This window comes from Tepidibacillus decaturensis (genome assembly GCF_001561915.1).
GTDB lineage: Bacteria > Bacillota > Bacilli > Tepidibacillales > Tepidibacillaceae > Tepidibacillus_B > Tepidibacillus_B infernus.
This window is the reverse complement of the sequence record NZ_LSKU01000001.1, coordinates 1474309-1495386: the sequence shown is the minus strand read 5'-3', so window position 1 is coordinate 1495386 and position 21078 is coordinate 1474309. Positions and strand designations below refer to the sequence as shown.

The 21078-nt window shown below is 37.2% G+C and carries 21 protein-coding genes and 1 pseudogene; 14 read left to right on the top strand and 8 right to left on the bottom strand.

Translation table 11 applies throughout. From position 1 onward, the window contains the following. Positions 1 to 108: 108 nt before the first annotated feature. Together U473_RS07255 and U473_RS07250 are read right to left on the bottom strand one after the other, a co-directional pair. Positions 109 to 909 carry an NAD kinase gene (locus U473_RS07255; RefSeq protein WP_068724848.1) on the bottom strand — a complete coding sequence of 267 codons (801 nt, stop codon included), beginning with the start codon at positions 907 to 909 and terminating at the stop codon, positions 109 to 111. 156 nt (positions 910 to 1065) lie between these two features. Then, positions 1066 to 2544: a Na+/H+ antiporter NhaC family protein gene (locus tag U473_RS07250; protein WP_235589076.1), complete on the bottom strand. Its 1479-nt coding sequence runs from the start codon at positions 2542 to 2544 to the stop codon at positions 1066 to 1068. Positions 2545 to 2898: 354 nt separating this feature from the next. Between U473_RS07250 and U473_RS07245 the strand changes: the two genes are divergently transcribed. Together U473_RS07245 and namA are read left to right on the top strand one after the other, a co-directional pair. Next, positions 2899 to 3447, top strand: coding sequence for a peroxiredoxin (locus tag U473_RS07245; RefSeq protein WP_068724846.1), 549 nt, complete (start codon positions 2899 to 2901; stop codon positions 3445 to 3447). Positions 3448 to 3625: 178 nt separating this feature from the next. Further along, a complete protein-coding gene (namA, locus tag U473_RS07240) occupies positions 3626 to 4651 on the top strand; it encodes an NADPH dehydrogenase NamA (RefSeq protein ID WP_068724844.1) in 1026 nt (341 codons plus the stop codon). 113 nt (positions 4652 to 4764) lie between these two features. Here the strand turns inward: namA and U473_RS07235 are convergent, their stop codons facing one another. Together U473_RS07235 and moaD are read right to left on the bottom strand one after the other, a co-directional pair. After that, positions 4765 to 5799, bottom strand: a complete 1035-nt coding sequence (locus U473_RS07235; protein ID WP_068727520.1) for a ThiF family adenylyltransferase — start codon at positions 5797 to 5799, stop codon at positions 4765 to 4767. A gap of 4 nt (positions 5800 to 5803) precedes the next feature. Then, on the bottom strand, positions 5804 to 6487 hold the full coding sequence (moaD, locus tag U473_RS15500; protein WP_068724842.1) for a molybdopterin converting factor subunit 1: 684 nt from the start codon (positions 6485 to 6487) through the stop codon (positions 5804 to 5806). Positions 6488 to 6765: 278 nt separating this feature from the next. Between moaD and U473_RS07225 the strand changes: the two genes are divergently transcribed. Then, positions 6766 to 8568: an aldehyde ferredoxin oxidoreductase family protein gene (locus U473_RS07225; RefSeq protein WP_068724839.1), complete on the top strand. Its 1803-nt coding sequence runs from the start codon at positions 6766 to 6768 to the stop codon at positions 8566 to 8568. Positions 8569 to 8656: 88 nt separating this feature from the next. On the opposite strand, the gene U473_RS07220 is transcribed toward U473_RS07225, so the two are convergent. Next, positions 8657 to 8941 (bottom strand): hypothetical protein, encoded by a 285-nt coding sequence (locus tag U473_RS07220; protein WP_068724835.1) that lies wholly within the window; start codon positions 8939 to 8941, stop codon positions 8657 to 8659. A 1-nt stretch (position 8942) separates the two neighbouring features. Next, entirely contained in the window at positions 8943 to 9227 is a 285-nt protein-coding gene (locus U473_RS07215; RefSeq protein WP_068724833.1) for a ubiquitin-like small modifier protein 1, read from the bottom strand. Between the two features lie 135 nt (positions 9228 to 9362). Between U473_RS07215 and U473_RS07210 the strand changes: the two genes are divergently transcribed. From U473_RS07210 to U473_RS07165, 10 genes and pseudogenes are all read left to right on the top strand, one after another. Then, complete coding sequence (locus U473_RS07210; RefSeq protein WP_235589075.1) at positions 9363 to 10631, top strand: molybdopterin molybdotransferase MoeA; 1269 nt, start codon at positions 9363 to 9365, stop codon at positions 10629 to 10631. Positions 10632 to 10761: 130 nt separating this feature from the next. Beyond that, positions 10762 to 12684: a molybdopterin biosynthesis protein gene (locus U473_RS07205; protein WP_068724826.1), complete on the top strand. Its 1923-nt coding sequence runs from the start codon at positions 10762 to 10764 to the stop codon at positions 12682 to 12684. Positions 12685 to 12704: 20 nt separating this feature from the next. Continuing rightward, positions 12705 to 13538 carry a substrate-binding domain-containing protein gene (locus U473_RS07200; RefSeq protein ID WP_181482212.1) on the top strand — a complete coding sequence of 278 codons (834 nt, stop codon included), beginning with the start codon at positions 12705 to 12707 and terminating at the stop codon, positions 13536 to 13538. Between the two features lie 14 nt (positions 13539 to 13552). Beyond that, on the top strand, positions 13553 to 14254 hold the full coding sequence (locus tag U473_RS07195) for an ABC transporter permease (protein ID WP_068724821.1): 702 nt from the start codon (positions 13553 to 13555) through the stop codon (positions 14252 to 14254). Then, positions 14251 to 14955 (top strand): ABC transporter ATP-binding protein, encoded by a 705-nt coding sequence (locus tag U473_RS07190; protein WP_161937298.1) that lies wholly within the window; start codon positions 14251 to 14253, stop codon positions 14953 to 14955. Before U473_RS07195 ends, U473_RS07190 begins: the two co-directional genes overlap by 4 nt. A gap of 80 nt (positions 14956 to 15035) precedes the next feature. Next, positions 15036 to 16037 carry a GTP 3',8-cyclase MoaA gene (gene moaA / locus U473_RS07185; protein WP_068724818.1) on the top strand — a complete coding sequence of 334 codons (1002 nt, stop codon included), beginning with the start codon at positions 15036 to 15038 and terminating at the stop codon, positions 16035 to 16037. A gap of 1 nt (position 16038) precedes the next feature. Next, positions 16039 to 16529 (top strand): annotated as a pseudogene (moaC, locus tag U473_RS07180) (cyclic pyranopterin monophosphate synthase MoaC). After that, complete coding sequence (locus tag U473_RS07175; RefSeq protein WP_068724817.1) at positions 16526 to 17059, top strand: MogA/MoaB family molybdenum cofactor biosynthesis protein; 534 nt, start codon at positions 16526 to 16528, stop codon at positions 17057 to 17059. The pseudogene moaC and the gene U473_RS07175 overlap by 4 nt, the downstream one beginning before the upstream one ends. A gap of 23 nt (positions 17060 to 17082) precedes the next feature. Next, entirely contained in the window at positions 17083 to 17700 is a 618-nt protein-coding gene (locus U473_RS07170; RefSeq protein WP_068724816.1) for a PilZ domain-containing protein, read from the top strand. A 99-nt stretch (positions 17701 to 17799) separates the two neighbouring features. Next, positions 17800 to 19164: an MATE family efflux transporter gene (locus U473_RS07165; protein WP_068724812.1), complete on the top strand. Its 1365-nt coding sequence runs from the start codon at positions 17800 to 17802 to the stop codon at positions 19162 to 19164. A gap of 87 nt (positions 19165 to 19251) precedes the next feature. Here the strand turns inward: U473_RS07165 and U473_RS07160 are convergent, their stop codons facing one another. Beyond that, the gene (locus tag U473_RS07160) at positions 19252 to 19599 is read right to left on the bottom strand and encodes a hypothetical protein (protein WP_068724811.1); all 348 of its coding nucleotides are present in this window, start codon (positions 19597 to 19599) and stop codon (positions 19252 to 19254) included. Positions 19600 to 19699: 100 nt separating this feature from the next. Here U473_RS07160 and U473_RS07155 point away from each other — a divergent pair, with 100 nt between their 5' ends. Next, complete coding sequence (locus U473_RS07155; RefSeq protein WP_068724809.1) at positions 19700 to 20527, top strand: PHP domain-containing protein; 828 nt, start codon at positions 19700 to 19702, stop codon at positions 20525 to 20527. Between the two features lie 70 nt (positions 20528 to 20597). Here the strand turns inward: U473_RS07155 and U473_RS07150 are convergent, their stop codons facing one another. Then, positions 20598 to 21035, bottom strand: a complete 438-nt coding sequence (locus U473_RS07150; RefSeq protein WP_068724807.1) for a GNAT family N-acetyltransferase — start codon at positions 21033 to 21035, stop codon at positions 20598 to 20600. Positions 21036 to 21078 lie beyond the last annotated feature (43 nt).

Sequence of the window (21078 nt, the reverse complement as noted above, 5' to 3'; positions counted from 1 at the left end):
GATTAGAATCTAAACCTCTAAAATTAGATCTAGTTTATCTCCCATATAAATAACCCTTTCGTTTATATATTGGGTGTTCAACTTAGTTTGTTCTTCTTATCATGATGATTATCTATGTTCATTTCCAATAAATGCATCCCTTACCCGATTCCAAAACGGAAATGGCCGATAACGAGCAAATAGAATTTTTTCGTCTGCAACAAACCCTTGAATTGAATATACATTGCTCATCGTAAAATTAAGATGATCAAGTGTAAAACGAATCTCTTGATCACTTTCAGGAAAAAGATCAATATAATGATGTTTTGGTAATAATAAAGATGCACCAATTGTCCGATAGACTCGATTATTGATCGAAGCCATTTCACTTACTTGAATCGACTCTAATGAAGGATGTATCAATGCCCCACCCAAACTCTTATTATAGCCTGTACTGCCAGAAGGAGTTGAGATACATAACCCGTCACCACGAAAGGTTTCAAAATCTTGATGATTTAGTTTAACTTTCATGACCAAAGTTTTTTCTGTACTTTTCACAGTAAATTCATTTAAAGCAAGATAGTTGATTTCCTGATAATCATTTGTTTTTATTTTAACATGCAGTAAAGGATATTCAATTGTTTTTAGAGGTTCATTTGCGATTAAGGATACTAAGTTTTCCAACTCATTTGGTTGCCAATCAGCATAAAAACCCAAATGTCCCGTATGAATTCCAAGGAAAGCCACTTTATGTAATCGATGTTGGTTAGAATGAAATGCTTCTAACATGGTACCGTCCCCACCAATTGAAATGATCAAATCAGGGGAATCTTGATCTTCGACCAATTGGTATTGTTTTGCGTACTGGTAAAACAGATTTGTCATTTCAGTAGATTGCTGGTCTCCTCGATTTATAATAGAGAATTTCAATGAAAAACCCCCTCGTATAATTCTGTTCTCATTATACGAAAAATTTTTTAAAATAGACAGTCTTGTCCATTTAAAAATAGTAAACAAAAAAGAGGAGAAGACAGACTTTCCCTCTTTTTTTGTTGAAGAAATACGTTCAAGCATAGATTGACGAGTTTACTTTGGTTTTACTTCTTCTCCATTTTTACCTATCAAACGTAGTCCCCATCCAGTAAATGCTGCAAAGAACATGATAAAGACTAAGAACCAACCATGAAAGACAAATGGGAAGACTGTGGCAGGGTCAACAACTGTTACCCAATCATACTTTTCATGAAGATTGGAGATTGTACTCCAACCTAAAAGGACGGCTGCACTCCAAGGGAAAATATATCCTAAGGCTGAAGTAATGGCGTCAAGTAGATTTGCTCTACGGTAAGGATGAATTTTGAATTGTTCGCCTATTTGTCTTACAAATGGCGCTGCAGCGATTTCTGCGGCAGTATTGATCGTGATAAATACATTTAATACTGTTACAATCGATACAATGGCTAGTTCAGCTCTGCGAATAACACCATTGATCTTTTTATTTAACGCTTCTTTCATCGCTTCCATCGTTCCGCCAAGACTCATGATATGTGAAGCTGCCACAATAAGGAGAATCAATATTGCCATATTCATGTATCCAGTAAAACCATTTACTAAAGCTCCCTCAATACTTTTCTTTTCAAAATTAAAGTTTAAGATCTGAGATAAGCTTCCTAATCTTGCAAGTGGAATGATCACTGTTGCCGTAATGATCCCCCCAGTTAAAGAAGTAATTAAATGACGTCCTGACAATGCTAAAACAATGACTAAGGTAAAAGGAATGAGTAAAAGGAGGCCATTTGGTGACACCGTAATATTGAGTGCAGAAAGTCCATTGGTTTGAATGACTCCATTACCACTCCCAAAAATAGCAAAAAGAATAAAAGCAGGAATACCTGCCATGACACTATACTTAAATCTTGAACGAACAACCCCTGGAACATCGGCATCTTGGGTAACGGCAGATACAATTGTCGTATCAGAAACAGGTGCCAAATTATCTCCAAATGCAGCTCCTGATAGGATGGCAGCAAATAGAAAAACAGGATCAGCGTTTAATAGAATACCTGCAGGGTAAAGTAGGGTTGTAAAGGCAACTACCGTTCCATAGCCTGTACCTACTGCAGATGAGAAGATAGCAGCTAAGAAAAAGGTAATAGCTACAAACCATCCCCCATGTACCCCTGTAGTAGTCCCAAGCCATACCAAGCCTTCAACAAGACCACCCGTTTTTAAAATCTCTGCAAACATTCCTGCCCAAAACCAGGCAACAATGGCAACTACTCCAATCGATTGGGACATCCCGTCGAAGATTCCTTGTGCATAATCAGTCCAAGAACTTTTAGACATAAACATGCCTAAGGCTAAACCAAAAAGCATTCCCATAATGAGACCTGTCTCAGTAGAAATCTTTAAAATGCTGGTAGTGATTGCCCAGATCACAAAAAATAACATGGGTACGGTCGCGCCTATTGGCCCAAAATAGAAATCTAAGCGATCTATTTGTTTACTATTGGTCGCATTAGCCACCACTTCTTCAATTTGTTGATTAAATCCATGGTCCCTCACTGTTATTCCTCCTTTTCATCAGTTGTATGAGAGTCTACTTAATGTTTAAAAATTTACAACAAATAAGCAAGTTTTGTCGAATATGATGAAAAGAGGCAGACATTCATCATCTGTCCATGCTTTCATTATGCTTACATTTCTTCTTATATCCTTGCTTTTTGAATCAATACAAATAGACATTTGAGGATTGTTTAGCTATTTTGTCCTTATGGAAAAGACATTTATTTAATGCAATAAGACAAATCATAGTTGCTTGGAGAATATAAAATAAATCATATTGGTATGGAAGGTAGAAAAAATGGTTATTTTATCAATTGTGAGGAAAAAATTTATTTGCTTTAGGAGGAATATATCATGGCAGAACGTTTAGTAGGTCAACCTGCACCGGAATTTTCCATGCAGACTGCACTAGGAGATGGTGTAAATTTTGGACGGGTTTCTTTATCGGATTATAAGGGTAAGTGGCTTGTTTTCTTCTTTTACCCCTTAGACTTTACCTTTGTATGTCCTACAGAGATTACCGCATTGAGTAATGCTTATGAAGAGTTTAAAAAACTTGGTTGTGAAGTACTAGGTTGCAGTACGGATAGCATATATTCTCATCGTGCATGGATGAATACGCCTTTAGAAGAGAATGGAATTGGTAAATTAAACTTTCCCCTTGCTTCAGACATTACAAAGGAAGTTAGTTGGGAATATGGAATCTTAATTGAAGAAGAGGGAATAGCTTTACGCGGTTTATTTATCATTGACCCTGATGGGATTCTTAAATATGCAGTTGTTCATCATAATGACATCGGACGAAGTGTTGAGGAAACCTTAAGAGTTTTACAAGCCCTTCAATCTGGTGGGTTATGTCCAGCAAACTGGAAACCAGGAGAAACACATCTCACTGCAAAATAGTATTGAAATTAAAGTTTTTCGAAAACACCAATTGGGGTTTAATAGCCATTTGGTGTTTTTTCATCATAAAAAAATGTGGTAAAATAAGACAAGAAAACCAACAAAAGTGATGATCTCCTTCGAAGTGAATTCCGATTACTTTTGTGGGGACCCACTAAATACTTTGGAGGTTGTTAAAATGGCAGTTCTTTTTACACCCATTACAATAAAAAATATCACCTTAAAAAATCGTGTAATGATGCCACCTATGTGTCAATATATGGCTGAGTCAGATGGAAAGATAACAGATTGGCATCGCATTCATTATGGAACTCGCGCCATTGGACAAGTAGGTTTAATTATTGTAGAAGCTACTGCGGTAGAAGCGAGGGGAAGAATTACTGAAAAAGATTTAGGAATTTGGAATGATGATCAGATCGATGGTCTAAAAGAAATTGTTGATTTTGTACACCAATATGGAAGTAGAATAGGAATTCAATTGGCCCATGCTGGAAGAAAAGCAGAGATCTCTGATAAATCTACTGTTATCGCTCCAAGTCCCATTGCGTTTGATGAGGGTTGGACAGTACCAAATGAAATCACAGAGGATACGATTAAAGAGGTAGTGGATGCTTTTGTCAAAGCAGCAAAACGTGCCCATCAAGCTGGATTTGATCTAATTGAAATTCATGGTGCACATGGTTATTTAATTCATGAATTTTTGTCCCCTCTTTCTAACCAAAGAAATGATGCTTATGGCATAAATAGGGAAGGAAGGTTAAGATTTTTAAAGGAAATGATCAGTGGGATCAAACGGGTGTGGCCATCAGACAAATCAATCTTTCTTCGTGTCTCAGCCTCTGATTATAAACATGACGGTATTGACATTAAGGAAATGATTGAAATGTTAAAGATTGTTAAGAGTTGGGGGGTTGATGTAATTGATGTGAGCTCTGGTGGATTAGTTCCAGCCAAAATTCAATTGGGACCAGGGTATCAGGTCAAGTTTGCTGAACAAATCAAAAAAGAAGTGGGAATCCCAACTGTAGCAGTTGGACTGATTACTGAACCAGAAATGGCAGAAGAAATTCTCTTTAATGAACGTGCAGATCTTGTTGCACTAGGTAGGGAATTATTGAGAAATCCTTATTGGCCACTTCATGCGGCATCAAAATTAAATGCCGTTGTTTCTTGGCCAGTGCCCTATTCAAGAGCGAAGAAATAGATTTATACATAAAATTTTTATAAATCATTTTACTAATATAGGGTGATTTCAACCAAAAAAAAGTTGAAACTATTTATTCAAAAAAAGAATGCCACATTATTGACGGCATTCTTTTAATTTCCAATATATTTTGTAAATAAATTTTTTGCAGTGATCGGGTCATCTGTTCCCTGAATAAGTACGCGACCATCGGGGAAAATCGTCAATTTATAATCATCAATATAAAAACGGAGTAGAAAGGGAGTTTCCTCCACTTTACCTATAGATGATAAGTTAGAGGCTAATCGTTTCAAATCAAAAGCAGTGTCCTGTGCAGGAGATATTTGAATGGTATCTCTTCCACATAGGGAAACAACACGATCTGATTTGTCTTTTGGATCTAGGTAATCATATTGGTGATGAACACAAGTTGGGCAGTCCTCATTTTTCGCATTTCTTACATTGATTTCAGAATAGTCATTTTGCCATAATTCAAAGTTTCGTAAAGAAGGGCTAAGATGTTCATGATCGCCTACAAGCAGTTTTAAAGCTTCGGTTGCTTGGTAAGCGGCAACGACTTGGATAATTGGGCCGATCACTCCAGCTGTATCACAAGTTTGTGTTGTTCCTGGTGCAGGTGCTTGAGGGAATAGGCAGCGAAAGCATGGTGTTTTTTCTGGTAAAATCGTTACGGACATTCCTCTTGAACTAACAGCTCCACCGTAAATCCATGGGATCTTATATTTTACAGCAACATCGTTGATTAAATAACGCACTTCAAAATTATCCGTTCCATCTAAGATAAGGTCTACATCAGCTAAAAGCTGTTCTGCATTTTTCCATGTAAGGTCTGTTATATGGGCATCAACCATAACTGATGAGTTGATCAAATTTAATTTTTCCTTTGCAGCCAATGCTTTGGGAAGACCTTGCTCTGCATCTTTTTCATCAAAAAGCATCTGCCTTTGCAGGTTACTATATTCTACAAAATCGCGATCTATGATTCTGATATAACCGATGCCAGAACGTACCATGTGATTAGCTAATGCGGTACCAAGTGCCCCCATTCCAACAATAGCGACTCGCGATTTACCAAGTCTTTCTTGACCAGATTTGCCGATAAAAGGAAATAGATGTTGTCTGGAATATCTGATTTCGTTTAGATTCATAAACTCATTCATCCTTCTTCCATGGACCTTCTTGATGCCCTATCCATTCTTCGCCATTTTCCCAAATCTCTTTTTTCCATACAGGGACGATTTGTTTTAATCGTTCAATCGCATAACGTCCTGCTTCAAATCCAGCATCACGATGAGGAGTAGCTACGGCAATAATCACACTTATTTCTTCAATCGCTAATTTACCGATACGATGGGACATGGCTACTTTGGTATTTGGCCACTTTTCCTTGATTTCCTTAGCAATTTCCTCCATTTTTTTAATTGCCATTTCTGGATAGGCTTCATATTCCAAATAAGTGGTTCTTTTCCCATATGTAAATTCTCGTACCGTTCCAACAAATGTAAGAATTGCTCCAGCCATTGGATTTGAAACCTTAGCAATCAATTGATCAGCGTACAAGGGTTCTGTCGTCACTTCAAAAAGAGGCTCTTCTCCTCCACTTACAGGAGGAATTAAAGCAATTTCATCTGTTTCAGTAATGTTTTGGTCTGGTTTTGCATAGTCATGATTTATAGATACCATCGATCTTTTAATCATTTCAGCTGCTATTGGAAATTCATTTGTTAATAAGTGAATTAGATCTTTTACAGTAGGAGTGTGGTCAAGATGTAAAGTATGTTCCCTTTTTCTAGTTGCTTCAGCAATCCCAGCGAAAAACTTAATTTTGATTTGCATATGGTTCTTCCTTTCACTACTAAACGTTTTCATTTTATATTTATTTTACCACTATATTTGACCGATGGAAAAGGAAAATCGTTTTCTATCTTTGATAGTTTGTGGAAGTGTACAAATTTTGTATATTAAAATTGATATAAAAATAACAATTTTTAGAAATTAGTAATGAGAATTTATTTTATTTTTATAAAGATCATGATAGAATAATAAATATAGGTTGGCTATATCTTCCAATCTATGATTTTAAATGGATGAAATAAAAAAGGAGGAGGAAACAGATGAAATTTGGGGGATATTTAAACAAAGTTGCATGGATTGACTTAACAAATGGGACAGTGGATTACAAAGAAATCGACGAAGAAGATGCTAGAAAATATATTGGTGGGAGAGGACTTGGTACCAAATATGTCTTTGACAACGGGCCATTAGTGGAAGCGCTCTCTCCTGACAATATGTTGGCCATTATGACTGGTCCGACAACAGGGACACAAGTCACTATGGGTAACCGGGTTGCGGTCGTAACCAAATCTCCTTTAACTGGAACAATAACGAACTCGCATGCTGGCGGCTGGGCAGGTTCAAGAATTCGTTGGTCAGGTTTTGATGGATTAACTGTGAAAGGAAAAGCAGATCATCCTGTTTACCTTTATGTGGAAAATGGTCAAGTAGAAATCAAAGACGCTAGTGACTTATGGGGAAAAAATGTTCATGAAGTTGTTAAAATCATGAGAAATCGCTACGGTGAAGAGGATCTTAGTGTGATGACCATTGGTAAAGCTGGAGAAAATCTAGTGAAATTTGCTTCTATTATGAATGAAAATGATAGAGCAAATGGTCGTGGTGGCGTTGGGGCAGTGATGGGGAGTAAAAATTTGAAAGCCATCGTCATACGCGGTTCACAGAAAAATATGTTAAAACCGGTACAGCCTGATGAACATAAAGCAGCAAGGCAAAAGGCATTAAAACTGATCATGGATAATCCTGTGACTTCACCTGGAAAAGGTGGGCTATCTGTTTATGGAACAAATGTGTTAACCAATATGATGAATGCTGTTAGTGCTTTCCCTGCCTATAACGGGAAACAATCCCATTTTGATCAAGCAGATGAGATTAGTGGGGAAACATTTAGAGCAACCTTATTAGTATCTGAACCAACTTGTCATGCTTGTCCTGTTGCATGTAAGAAAGAGCTTGAAGTTAAGGATGGTAAGTATAAGGTTAAAGTTGAATCCATGGAGTATGAAACGGCTTGGGCTCTAGGTGCAATGAGTGGAAACTTTAATCGAGAAGCGATGGCCTATATGCTTTACCAATGTAATGATTATGGCATGGATACGATTGAAGCTGGAAATACACTTGCTATGGCTATGGAAGCTTCAGAAAAAGGCCTCATTGAAGAAGAAATCAAGTGGGGCGATGCGGATAAAATGATCGAACTTCTTGATAAAATTGCAGTTCGAGAAGGGCTTGGCGATCTTTTAGCAGAAGGTGGTGGTAAAGCCTCCAAAAAACTTGGGGCGCCAGAGTTATCTATGTCTGTTAAAGATCAATCGATTCCCGCTTACGATCCTCGTGGTGTACAAGGAATCGGTTTAACCTATGCAACAAGTAACCGTGGTGCTTGCCATGTCAATGGGTATACCATTGCAAGTGAAATGTTGGGAATTCCTGAACCAATGGATCGTCTTCAGGTAAAAGGAAAAGGTAATTTAACCAAGGTGTTCCAAGATCTTGCTGCTTTTGGAGATTCAATGGATATTTGTAAGTTCTCTTCTTTTGCTGAAGGAGCAGAAGAATATGCAGCACAGCTTGCAACGATGATTGGAAGAGATATGACAGCTGAAGAAGTGATGAAGACAGGAGAAAGAATCGTTAATCTAGAGCGTTTTTATAACAACCTGAATGGATTTGATCGAAAAGACGATACCTTACCAAAACGTTTCTTAACAGAAGGGGCAACTAAACATAGCGAAGGTGTTGTTTCAAACCTTGCTGAAATGTTAGAAGAATATTATCAACTTCGTGGTTGGGTCGATGGTGTAGTTCCAGAAGAGAAATTAAAGGAATTAGAAATTCTCTAATCCCTACCATTTGAGAATGTTTGGTTTTAAATGTTGAAAAAGAATAATCCAGCTTCCAACAGGAAAGCTGGATTATTCTTTAAAAAAATTATCCACCCGTACGTAAGGTTCTAACTCTTAGCTTTTGGATGGTATCTAGAATTTTTGTTTCATCTCCTTTAAAAGAAATAAAAAATCTTGGAATCACAACTGTTGGAACAATGGAAAAAGACTCCACTTCCGATAAAGTAACCATCCAATCTTTAGAAGGAATTGTTACGCTGCCATCAGCGTTTGATATAATGGAAGTAGTTGTTAACTCGGCAATGCTTAGTAAATATTCAATGACTAATTCACGAGAAATACCCCTAAATTCAAGCTGGGTCTCATACATATCAACCACCTCCAACAGGAGGGATTAAAGCGATTTCATCTTTGAACGTAAAAGGCGTATTTAGCCCTTGTAGATGAATGATGTTACGACCGTTTACAAAAATATGGACATGAGGTTTTAATGATAATTGTGTTTCATCAAGAAAAAGTTCTTTTTGAAATGCTGGAAATAAGTTGATTAATGATTGTAAAAGTTCTTTTATTGTAGTCATTGATTCTGTCACAGGTACATCGACAGTCTTAGCGTTAACAATATCACGATAGGTAGCGAATAATTGGATTTGCATAGTTTCACCCCCGAAGCCAATCTAGTCTATTTTCAATTCAATTCAATTTAATCCTATTATATCATCTTTATATGCCATCTTTCAAAATAGGAGAGCATTTGTAAAAGGAATGTACATCAAAGGAGGAAAAGAAGTATGGAACCATTAAACCTTCATCAAAATGGACCTAGAATCGAATTACTAGATGTCCAACAAGTACAAGAAGTGGCAGAAAAGATCAAAAAGCAGTTTCAAGCAATTGATTCGGTTGAAGAAATTTCGATTATAGAAGCTGTAGGGAGAGTTCTAGCTCATGACATGGTTTCAAAGGAAGATGTTCCAGGATTTCATCGTTCGACGGTTGACGGATATGCTGTGAAGGCAAGAAATACCTATGGCTCTACAGAATCAATGCCTACTTTTTTTCATATTACTGGTTCGGTTGAAATGGGGAAAGATGTCAATCAAACCATTCAAGAAGGACAAGCGATGTATGTTCCTACTGGCGGGATGTTACCTGAAGGTGCAGATGCAGTGGTGATGATTGAAGATGTAGAAGTTGTAGGAGATCTATTAAATGTCTTTGAACAAGTAGCCCCCAGAGAGAACGTGATTTTCAAAGGAGAAGACGTCTATGATGGCGAAGTGGTGTTGAAAAAGGGGCATCGTTTAAGACCACAAGATTTAGGTGGCTTAGCCGCAATTGGAGTAACCAAAGTTCCTGTCTATACAAAATTAAAGGTTGGCCTATTATCTACTGGTGATGAAATTGTCCCACCAGAAACTGAAGAATTGTTACCCGGGCAGATTAGAGATATTAATGGGATATCGATTGCAGCAGCTGTACAAGCACTAGGTGGTCAAATCATCTATGGAGGAATCGTTAAAGACCAGTTTGACCAATATCTTTCAAAATCACAAGAGCTGTTTCAACAGGTAGATTTTTTGATTCTATCTGGTGGGAGTTCAATGGGGACAAAGGATTATACAAGTCAAGTGATGAACCAATTAGGTTCACCAGGTGTTTTTGTACATGGGATATCTATAAAACCGGGCAAACCAACCATAATCGCTAATTGTAATGGGAAACCTGTGATGGGTTTACCAGGACACCCTGTGTCTGCCATGGTCTTATTTGAATTATTTGGTAGGCAAATCATGAACCAGCTTCATCATGTAAACGAAAATCCTTTTGCCAAACAATTGAGAGCAAGAATATCAAGAAATATTGCTTCTCAAGTAGGTCGCACCGATTATGTTCGGGTACAATTGGAGATTCGTGATCATGAATTATGGGCCAACCCTGTTTTTGGTAAATCAGGTCTAATTACCAATCTAGTAAAAAGTGATGGGATGATAGAAATTTCACAATATAAAGAAGGCATTATAGCTGGTGAATGGGTAAATGTCATATTGTTTTCTTAATGACTTTTATTATAATGGGATCCCGCAAAAGTAGTCGGAATATGCTACGAAAGAAAAACGTCACTTTTGTGGGTTATTTTTTAATGCTAGAATAGGGATAACTGGGAAGAAAGCAAAAGGAGACATTGGAATGAGAAAAATCTATTTGGAAGACACACCTTTACATGAAGCACAAGTTAAATTTTTGCAACTCTTTGATCTCAAACCGAATGTGGAAATGGTACCAACAACTGAAAGTTTAGGTCGGGTTACTGCACAAGCAATTTTCGCAAATGTTTCTATGCCTCATTTTCATGCATCAGCTATGGATGGAATTGCAGTAAAAGCAGAAAAAACATATTCTGCTCATGAAACAAATCCCCTTCGTTTAAAACTGCATGTTGATTATGAAGTGGTAGACACAGGTGACCCTATTCCAGAACCATTCAATGCAGTGATTATGGTTGAATATCTCCATCAAATTGATGAAGAAACGGTTGAAATTATTGAGCCAGCTAGTCCTTGGAAACATATTCGTCAAATTGGTGAGGATATTGTTGCAGGAGAGATGATTTTACCGATTTATCATAAAATTCGTCCTGTTGATCAAGGCGCCCTTTTAGCTGGTGGAGTCTTAGAGGTTCCTGTCATTGCTATGCCAAAGGTCGCTATTATTCCAACGGGAACAGAAATCGTTGAGCCAACGTTGAATTTAAAACCAGGGGACATTATTGAATTTAACGGAACGGTTTTTGCTAGTTACGTGAAAGAATGGGGAGGAAAACCGATTTATAAAGGAATTGTGATTGACGATTTCAATCTGATTCAGCAAAAAGTAAAGGAAGCCTTAGAAGAAGCTGATATTGTTTTAATGAATGCTGGTTCATCGGCAGGGAGAGAAGATTTTACCTCATCTGTGATTGCTTCCTTAGGAGAAGTGATTGTCCATGGTGTTGCAACAAGACCAGGTAAGCCAGTTGTTCTAGGAAAAGCCTACAATGGCAAGCCGATTATTGGCGTTCCCGGGTATCCTGTTTCAGCTTATTTAGCTTTAGATTGGTTTCTCAAACCATTGATGCATCAATTTCTTGGACTCGCTTCACCTGAACGAAGAAAGATTAAAGTAAAGCTAGGTAGAAGAATTGTATCAAAAATGGGAGCAGAGGATTTTATTCGCTTAACCCTCGGAAAGGTAAATGAACAATATGTTGCTAACCCATTAAGCCGTTCTGCAGGGGTAACGATGTCACTTGTACGGGCTGATGGATTACTTCGTATCCCTATTCAAAGCCAAGGTTATGAACAAGGGGAAGAGGTAGAGGTTGAATTATATCGATCGCTTGAACAAATTGACCGAACGATCGTCTTTGCGGGAAGTCATGATCTTATTTTAGATCTATTGGCGTCTGCAATTAGAAAGCAAGATTCTTCATATTCATTAAGTTCTGCACATATAGGAAGCCTTGCTGGAATTTTGGCCATTCGCAAAGGAGAAAACCATGTAGCAGGAACCCATCTTTTAGATGAGAAAACAGGGGAGTATAACCTTTCTTATATAGAGCAATATTTATCCAATACACCTGTTGTATTGATCAATTTAGTTTATCGACAGCAAGGTTGGATCGTTCAGAAAGGTAATCCAAAGCAAATTCAAACGATTGAGGATCTTACAAAAGAAGGAATTCGCTATATCAACCGTCAACGGGGAGCAGGAACAAGAATTCTCTTTGATTATTTACTAAAACAAGTTAATCTTTCTCCTGATGATATTTACGGGTATACACGAGAGGATTTTTCCCATCTAAGTCTAGCAGCAGCGATTAAAGGAGGCAATGCGGACGTTGGTTTGGGAATTTATTCAGCAGCTAAGGTTCTTGATCTAGATTTTATTCCTGTTGCAGAAGAAAGATATGATTTAATCATGACAAAAGAGTTTTATCAAAGTGAAGCCGGTCAACTCTTAATACAAGTGATCACCTCAGATGAATTCAAATCAGAGGTAGAATCAATGGGTGGATATAGTTGTCGAGATACTGGAAAAATTTTGTATAAAAATGAAGTTACAGGAAAGTAGTTGACTAGGAGGAATAATAAATGAGAAAAAGAATGAGATTATTTGTTGGAATCCTTTTCGTATTCCTTATGTTTATACTAGTGGCTTGTGGGGGAGAACAGACAACTAGTGAACAACCAACAACTTTACGCCTTGCTACAACGACAAGTACGCAAGATTCGGGTTTATTAGACTATTTGCTTCCTGTTTTTGAAGAAAAATATCATGTAAAAGTAGATGTGCTTGCACAAGGAACAGGCCAAGCGATCGAAACCGCTTCAAGAGGCGATGCTGACGTGATCTTAGTTCATGCACGAAAAGCGGAAGAAAAGTTTGTCGCAGATGGGCATGGAAGCAAGCGTTATGATGTGATGTACAACGATTTTGTCATTGTTGGACCTAAAAATGATCCTGATGGGATTAAAGGTAAATCATTAGATGAAGCATTTACCCTTTTTACAAATGGGCAAGCTCCTTTTTTATCAAGAGGGGACGACTCTGGGACAAATAAAAAAGAACTAGAAATTTGGCAAAAGTTAGGGATAAAACCAAAAGGGGACTGGTATCTTTCTGTAGGCAAAGGAATGGGAGATACTTTAATCATGGCCAATGAGCAGCAAGGGTATACTCTAACAGATCGTGCTACCTATTCCTTCATGAAAGATAAATTGAGCAATCTTGATATTTTAGTTGAAGGAGACAAAGGGTTGCTTAACCCCTATGGAATCATTGCTGTTAACCCTGAGAAACATCAAGGAATTAATCACGAGGATGCACAAAAATTGATTGATTTTATTCTTTCTGATGAAGGGCAACAACTGATTAAGGACTATAAAGTAAATGGTCAACAATTGTTCTTTACTTATGAAAAATAGGGGCTTGTAGCAATATGGAAATCTATTTGCAAGGATTTGAACGAGCTGTTTCTTTAATCTTAACTGGAAATAGAGAATTATATGAAGTTACATTTCGTTCACTTTATATCTCTAGTATCGCTGTGATGATTGCAGGATTGATCGGAGTTCCCATTGGTACCTGGCTGGGAACTCGATCTTTTCCCTTTAAATATGTTTTCATCCGATTGATTTATGTTTTGATGGGATTACCCCCTGTATTGGCTGGACTTATTCTATTTTTACTTTTATCGAGGAGTGGCCCAATTGCTCCTTATATCTATCTTCTTTATACCCCGATAGCGATGATTTTAGCTCAGTTGATGTTAGCTTTACCCATTGTCATAGGCTTGATCTATGTTGCAGCAGAAGGAAAAGCCCCAGTCGTCATGATGACAGCAAGAGGGTTGGGAGCAAATCGAATATATACGTTATTCACCTTGATCAAAGAGATTCGATTTCCAGCGATTGCTGCTTTAATCTCTGCTTTTGGCAGAGTGATTGCTGAAGTAGGAGCCGTGATGTTAGTAGGTGGAGATATTGCGGGAAAAACAAGGGTGCTCACTACTGCCATTGTTTTAGAAACAAGAAAAGGAAACTTTGATATGGCGATTGCATTAGGAATGATTCTTCTTTTTGTTTCTTTTCTGATTAACTCTGTTTTATTCTCCTGGCAGCAAGGAGGATGGAAATCTTGATCCAAGTAAAAAATGCAACGGTTGAAATCGATGGAAAAACGATATTAAAGCCAATTAGTTATCGATTTGAAAATGAAAAGGTGTATGGGATAATCGGACCAAACGGGGCAGGGAAAAGCACCTTGTTAAAGATCATCTCAGGATTTTTAACACCAACTTCTGGGGAAATTTATTTCCATGGAAAAGTGTTAACAGAACCAGACAAAAGAATAGCGGTAGTCTGGCAAAAGCCATATATGTTTCAGACGAATGTTTTTCAAAATGTTGCATACGGTTTAAAAGTACGTGGTGTACCTAGAAAAGAAAGAAAAGAACAGGTTTTGGAAATCCTGAAACAATTTCAAATTGATCATTTGATTGATCAAAAGGCAAAAAGCTTATCTGGAGGAGAAATGGCAAAGGTGGCCATTGCTAGAGCCATTATTACTTCACCACAAGTTCTTATTTTAGATGAACCTACTGCAAGTTTAGATCCTCAAAATGTGCTTGAGATTGAACAACTTATTTTAAAGTTAAAGAACCAATTTCAAATGACGGTGATCATGGTGACTCATAATATGTTTCAAGCAAAACGGATTGCTGATGAGACTCTTTTTTTACATAGTGGTTATTTGATTGAATCCCAGGCAACGAGAAGAATGTTTGAAAATCCTATTCATGAACTAACGAAAAAGTTTATTTTAGGTGAAGTACATTTTTAGCACTTATTTACCATGAATTTGTTGTAAAATAGAGTTATTCAGACTAGAGGGGATTGAATCAGGGAGAGGAGGCTTTATAAATGAGCCAATTAGTAGATCGATTTAACCGTGTACATGATTATTTGAGAATATCTGTGACCGACCGTTGTAATTTACGTTGTGTCTATTGTATGCCACCTGAGGGTGTTCAATTTATGGACCACCATCAGCTTCTAACTTATGAACAAATTGAAGAAGTGGTGAGAGTTGGTGCGAGTTTAGGTATTCGAAAAATCCGCTTAACAGGTGGAGAGCCTCTAGTTCGTAGAGATCTAGAGGTATTAGTTGAGAAACTTAGTCGTATTGAAGGAATAAAAGATATTGCTTTAACAACAAATGCAATGTTTTTAGCGCAAAAGGCGGAAGTACTTAAAAAAGCAGGATTAACTAGGGTCAATGTTAGCTTAGATTCATTACGCCATGATCGTTTTAAGGAAATTACAAGAGGTGGCGATTTGAAAAAGGTACTAGATGGGATTGATGCTGCTTATCGTGTAGGATTTTCGCCGATTAAAATCAATACGGTTCTGATGAAAGGGTTTAATGATGATGAAATTGGTGATTTTCTGCGAATGACGATTGATCAACCTGTACAGGTTCGGTTTATCGAATATATGCCGATTGGTCATGCAGATGAAACCTGGAAAAGTGGTTATCTCTCATTAGAACTTGTAAAGGAAAAAGCGAAAGAATTGGGTTTTGAATTAGAGGAATCTGGAGAAGTTTTTGGCAATGGCCCATCGGAAAACTTCCGAATTAAAGGAGCAAAAGGATCAATCGGATTTATTCATCCAATTAGTGATCATTTCTGCGCTAACTGTAATCGCCTTCGGTTAACTTCTGATGGTTATATCAAGCCTTGTCTTTATTGGCAGGAAGAATTAAATGTTAAACCGTATTTGGGAGATGAGGAAGGACTAAAACAGCTTTATTATAAAGCGTTAAATATGAAACCAGAAAATCATGAGATGGCAAAAACATTAAATAACGAAGAGTTATCACATATACCAACCCAAAGAAGAATGTCGCAAATAGGAGGTTAAGATGAGCGAATTAACCCACTTTAATAATCAAGGCCGAGCCAAAATGGTTGATGTAAGTGAAAAAAACGTGACTAAACGAACAGCTGTGGCTAGAGGCACAATCATTATGAAGCCAGAAACCTTGCAACTAATTCGGCAAGGAAAGATTGGGAAAGGAGATGTTTTAGCTGTTGCCCAAATCGCTGGGATCATGGCAGCAAAAAAACATCAGAGCTTATTCCTATGTGCCACCCTATTCCACTCACTGGAGTGGATATCTCCTTTGAAGAATCAGGTGAAAATACAATTATTGTAGAGTCCACCGTTAAAACCACGAATGTGACAGGGGTAGAGATGGAAGCACTAACCGCTGTAAGTGTTGCCATGTTAACCATCTATGATATGTGTAAAGCAGTAGACAAAGGAATGGTATTAGGGGAAACCTATCTCGTCTCTAAAACAGGGGGCAAAAGTGGGGAGTATGTCAGAAACAAAGGGGAGATATCATCGTGAATTGGTCAGTTGGGATTTTGACATTAAGTGATAAAGGTTCTCGTGGTGAACGAGAAGATATTAGCGGAAAAGTGATTAAAGAAATCGTAGCAACGATTCAGGGAGAAGTAAAGCAATATGACGTTATTCCCGATGAACGGCAACTGATCGAAAAGTACTTGATACGATATACGGATGAGTTACAGCTTGATCTAGTGATTACAACAGGAGGAACAGGTTTGGCAAAAAGAGATGTGACACCTGAAGCAACTTTAGCTGTTATAGATAAAGAAATTCCTGGTCTTGCCGAAGAAATGCGTCGGGTTTCACGGGTAAAAACCCCTTTTGCTACCCTTTCTCGTGCTGTGGTGGGTGCAAGAGGAGATAGCATCATCGTTAATCTTCCTGGGAGTCCAAAGGGAGTACGGGAAAATCTAGAAGCGATTATTGAAATTCTTCCCCATGCTTTGCAAATCTTACAAGGAAAAATGGGAGAGCATCCAAAGAATTTTGAGGCACAAATGAGTAAGTCTCACAAATCAATGGAATAAGATGACGATGGAGGCTAATAACTTTGATTGGAAATCAAATTGTTATACAAGGTGCTTCGTTTAAACGTCCTGGGGTGATCCGGTATGTAGAAAGTGACTTTCTAGAAATCCAAACCTCAGTAGTGCAGCTAAATGTTGGTGATAAGATTTCTTGCACATTAAATGAAGACGGAATCATTGAATCCTTCGAGACAACAGTCATGGGTAAAACTGAGAACTCCTTGATCACGCTGGTTCCGCTGATCTTACGAGACAAATGGATTATTTCTAGAGAAAACCCTCGAATTCGAATTGATGCAAAAGGCAAAATTACCGCTGTCTCTTTTTCTGGTTCGAAGCCCTTAATTGATTTAAATCAACTCTGTCAAATAGAGCTTCATGATGTCAGTGAGGGAGGAATTGGCTTTTCTACTAAATGCTATATTCGAGAAAATGGAATTGCTCTTCTTTCTTTTAGGCTATTTGACCAATTTCTTCATCTAGAGGTTGAAATTATGAAGAGTACATTTTCTAAAAAAGATAAAAAGTTTTATTATGGTGCCAAATTTATAGATACGAATTCAAAGGATTATCAAGTTATTCGCTCCTTTATCATTGAAACTTTATTCAAACGATACATGTTGAAAAAAGGAAAAAAATAAACTCTTCCTATTCTAATGTAAACGTACTATACTAGATTTATCCGTTTTAAAGAAAACGTTTGCACTAATATTGATTCATAAAGCTGATGGGGGAAGAGTATGGTATTAGAGGAATCTGCACAGCAAAAACTTTCGCTTTTTTCAATTACTTGGCCTATTTTTATTGAAGTGTTCCTTTTTATGTTGATGGGAAATATAGATACGATGATGCTCAGTAAAGTATCCGATGATGCTGTTGCCGCAGTAGGAGTTACCAATCAAATTATTTCTATTGCCATTGTGATGTTTGGTTTCGTTTCCGCTGGGGCAAGTATTGTCGTGGCTCAGAATTTAGGAGCAAAACAATATTATGATGCATTAAAAATTGGAGCTGTTGCAATTGGCGTTAATTTCCTATTTGGGATCCTATTAAGTGGAATGATGGCTTTCTTTTCACCCGTTTTCTTAGACATTATGAATGTACCAATTGAACTACAAGCTTATTCTAAATCATATATGTTGATTGTCGGTGGCTTTTTATTTGTTCAGGCTGCATTAAATTCTGCAGGTGCGGTATTAAGGAGTAATGGTTTTACTAGGGATGCCATGTATGTAAGCCTTTCGATGAATGTGATGAATATCATTGGTAACTCCATTTTTATTTTTGGTCTTTTTGGTTTTCCAAAGCTCGGAGTAACCGGAGTGGCGATCTCAACTACAATTACACGAATCATTGGTTTTATTGCAATTATGATGATCTTGTCTAATCGATTAAACCATCGCTATACAGTTAGTGAATTTTTTAATTTTAAAAAGTACTACATTAAAGGAATTTTATCGGTTGGTTTACCTGCTGCAGGGGAACATTTAGCCTATAATACTTCGCAAATTTTAAATACGTATTTTATTACGATGATGGGAACGCTGGCATTAACCACAAAAGTGTATGCTCAAAATCTTAGTAGTTTTATCTTTTTATTCTCCGTTTCCGTTGCTCAAGGTACACAAATTCTTGTTGGACATTTAGTTGGCGCAAAAAAGAATGACGATGCTTATCATACAGCATTACGTAGTTTAAAAATTAGCTTTATCGTTTCGGTTTCAGTTGCTATTTTATTTTCTGTGCTAAGCAAATACTTATTCCGAATTTTCACTGTTGACCCTTCGATTATAGAATTAGGTTCAACTTTATTGATGATTAATATTTTACTAGAAGCAGGACGAACGTTTAATTTAGTCTTGATTAGTTCTCTTCGTGCGGCAGGGGATGTGAATTTTCCTGTTATCATGGGAGTGATCTCAATGTTCGGTGTAAGTGTAACCTTAACCTATGTTTTAGGAATTCACTTTGGCCTTGGTTTAATCGGCGCTTGGTTAGGGTTTGCAGCAGATGAATGGTTTAGAGGTATTTTTATGTTCTTTCGCTGGAAAAGTCGAATTTGGCAGAAGAAAGTATTGGTTAAACATAGTGCTGAAATGGTGTGAGAATAATGAAGTAAAGGCTGCAAAACTCGCAGCCTTTTCATATTTTCTTTTTCATGATAAAAAGATAAAAAGGGTAAAATAGACATGTTAGATTTTTATACTTGGTTTAGATTCAGAAAGAGTAGAAAATACCTCATTCATTTTTTCCTTTGCCGCTTGAATAATCGCCTCCGGAATTTGATGGGGTTTTACTGGAGATCGGGTATGAATAATCATCTCCTGAAATTTATATAGAGATTCTTTTGGACTTAAATAGATTTCCTGTATGGGTATCTGTAATTCATAACTCGTTCGTGTGCAAATATCATCTATTCTTAGACGATAGTAGGGAAAGTCTTTGCCCCCTTTTTTCTTGAACCCTTGAGATTCAAATACTTTATCAATTCTTGAAGAGGGTTTTACAATTTTAAATCCAGACTTTACGTTAATGTGCACAAAACGGCCTCCTTTAACTTTATTGTATTAAAACGTTTATGAGGGATGCCTTGTTCAAAATACCTGTTATTTTTGTGAATTTTTTTAAGGAGTGAAAAGGATGAGAGCAGATTTGCATTCGCATAGCACTGCATCAGATGGTCTAAATGCACCTGCAGATAACGTCAAATTAGCAAAAGAAGCAGGATTGGCTGCTTTAGGCGTCACAGATCACGATTCAGTAAGTGGAATTGATGAAGCGATTAAAATGGCTGAAAAAATAGGAATTGAGGTTGTTCCTGGAATTGAGATGAGTACTGTAGAAAAAGGACAAGATATTCATGTTCTTGGTTATTTTATTCGCTACAAAGATAAGGAATTTTTAAATACGCTTGATGAACTGCAAAAAGCAAGGGATAAACGAAATGAAATGATAATAGTCAAATTAAATGAGCTTGGCATACAGATCACATTAGATGAAGTGAAAAAGAAAATTAGAAGAGAAGGGGCTAATGTTGGTCGACCTCATATTGCTGAAGTATTGATCGAGAAGAAAGTGGTTGATACCATGGAAGAAGCTTTTGATTTGTACCTTGGAAAAAAGGGAAAGGCCTACGTAAATCCGATTCGAATTTCTCCAGAGGAAGGAATTGATATTATTAAAAAAGCTGGAGGAGTCCCAGTATTAGCCCATCCAGGATTATACGATGATGATGAAATGGTTGTTAGATTGATTAAATATGGGCTTAAAGGAATTGAGGCTTTTCATCCTGATCACGATGAAGAGGCAGAAAAACGGTATCAAGAAATGGGAGAAACTTACGGAATAATTGTAACCGCTGGTTCTGATTTTCATGGTTCAAGGAATGGCGAGATGTTCCACGCGCCAATAGGGACAAAAATGGTTCCCTATCAGGTTGTGGAACGTTTAAAAAATTTAAGAAGATAGGAATATCTCTACTCTTTCGACATACATGTTAATGAGATATCACGAAGGATGAGGTACATTTTAAAAAACCTTAACTTTTCTTTTCCATGGTAACATGTTCAATACCGGCCTCATCGAACGCTTCGCTGATGGTCATATATCCTAGGTCTTTATAAAACGTTTCGGCATGTCGTTGAGCGTTTAATCTTAGGGTTTTAAATCCCATTTTTAAGGCTTCTTGTTCAATAAAAGTCATTAATTTTTTTCCAATACCTTTACCTCGCTCATCCTTTAGGACTGCGACTCTCTCAATCTTGACGGTGGAGGGGTCATGGTATTCCCTCATTCTTGCAGTTGCTACAGGACGTTTATCATCATAGACAATAAAGTGAGTTGCTGTATTATCGTATTCATCCATTTCTAGTTCTTTTGGAACTTGTTGCTCATCGATAAAAACAACTTCTCTAATAGAAAAAGCATCCTTTAATTCTTGTTGATTTGTTACGAGTTTGTATATCAACTTTTGCATAAACTCACCTCAAATTTGCTACGAATATTTAAATTCACTGCTA

Coding starts and splice junctions, on each gene's coding strand:
- U473_RS07235 (WP_068727520.1), bottom strand. CDS start 5,799: ATGAATCTAAACGAAATCAGATATTCCAGACAACATCTATTTCCTTTT.
- U473_RS07205 (WP_068724826.1), top strand. CDS start 10,762: ATGAGAAAAATCTATTTGGAAGACACACCTTTACATGAAGCACAAGTT.
- U473_RS07200 (WP_181482212.1), top strand. CDS start 12,705: ATGAGAAAAAGAATGAGATTATTTGTTGGAATCCTTTTCGTATTCCTT.
- U473_RS07210 (WP_235589075.1), top strand. CDS start 9,363: ATGGAACCATTAAACCTTCATCAAAATGGACCTAGAATCGAATTACTA.
- moaA (WP_068724818.1), top strand. CDS start 15,036: ATGAGCCAATTAGTAGATCGATTTAACCGTGTACATGATTATTTGAGA.
- U473_RS07155 (WP_068724809.1), top strand. CDS start 19,700: ATGAGAGCAGATTTGCATTCGCATAGCACTGCATCAGATGGTCTAAAT.
- U473_RS07245 (WP_068724846.1), top strand. CDS start 2,899: ATGGCAGAACGTTTAGTAGGTCAACCTGCACCGGAATTTTCCATGCAG.
- U473_RS07215 (WP_068724833.1), bottom strand. CDS start 9,227: ATGCAAATCCAATTATTCGCTACCTATCGTGATATTGTTAACGCTAAG.
- U473_RS07225 (WP_068724839.1), top strand. CDS start 6,766: ATGAAATTTGGGGGATATTTAAACAAAGTTGCATGGATTGACTTAACA.
- U473_RS07165 (WP_068724812.1), top strand. CDS start 17,800: ATGGTATTAGAGGAATCTGCACAGCAAAAACTTTCGCTTTTTTCAATT.
- moaD (WP_068724842.1), bottom strand. CDS start 6,487: ATGCAAATCAAAATTAAGTTTTTCGCTGGGATTGCTGAAGCAACTAGA.
- U473_RS07195 (WP_068724821.1), top strand. CDS start 13,553: ATGGAAATCTATTTGCAAGGATTTGAACGAGCTGTTTCTTTAATCTTA.
- U473_RS07220 (WP_068724835.1), bottom strand. CDS start 8,941: ATGTATGAGACCCAGCTTGAATTTAGGGGTATTTCTCGTGAATTAGTC.
- U473_RS07150 (WP_068724807.1), bottom strand. CDS start 21,035: ATGCAAAAGTTGATATACAAACTCGTAACAAATCAACAAGAATTAAAG.
- namA (WP_068724844.1), top strand. CDS start 3,626: ATGGCAGTTCTTTTTACACCCATTACAATAAAAAATATCACCTTAAAA.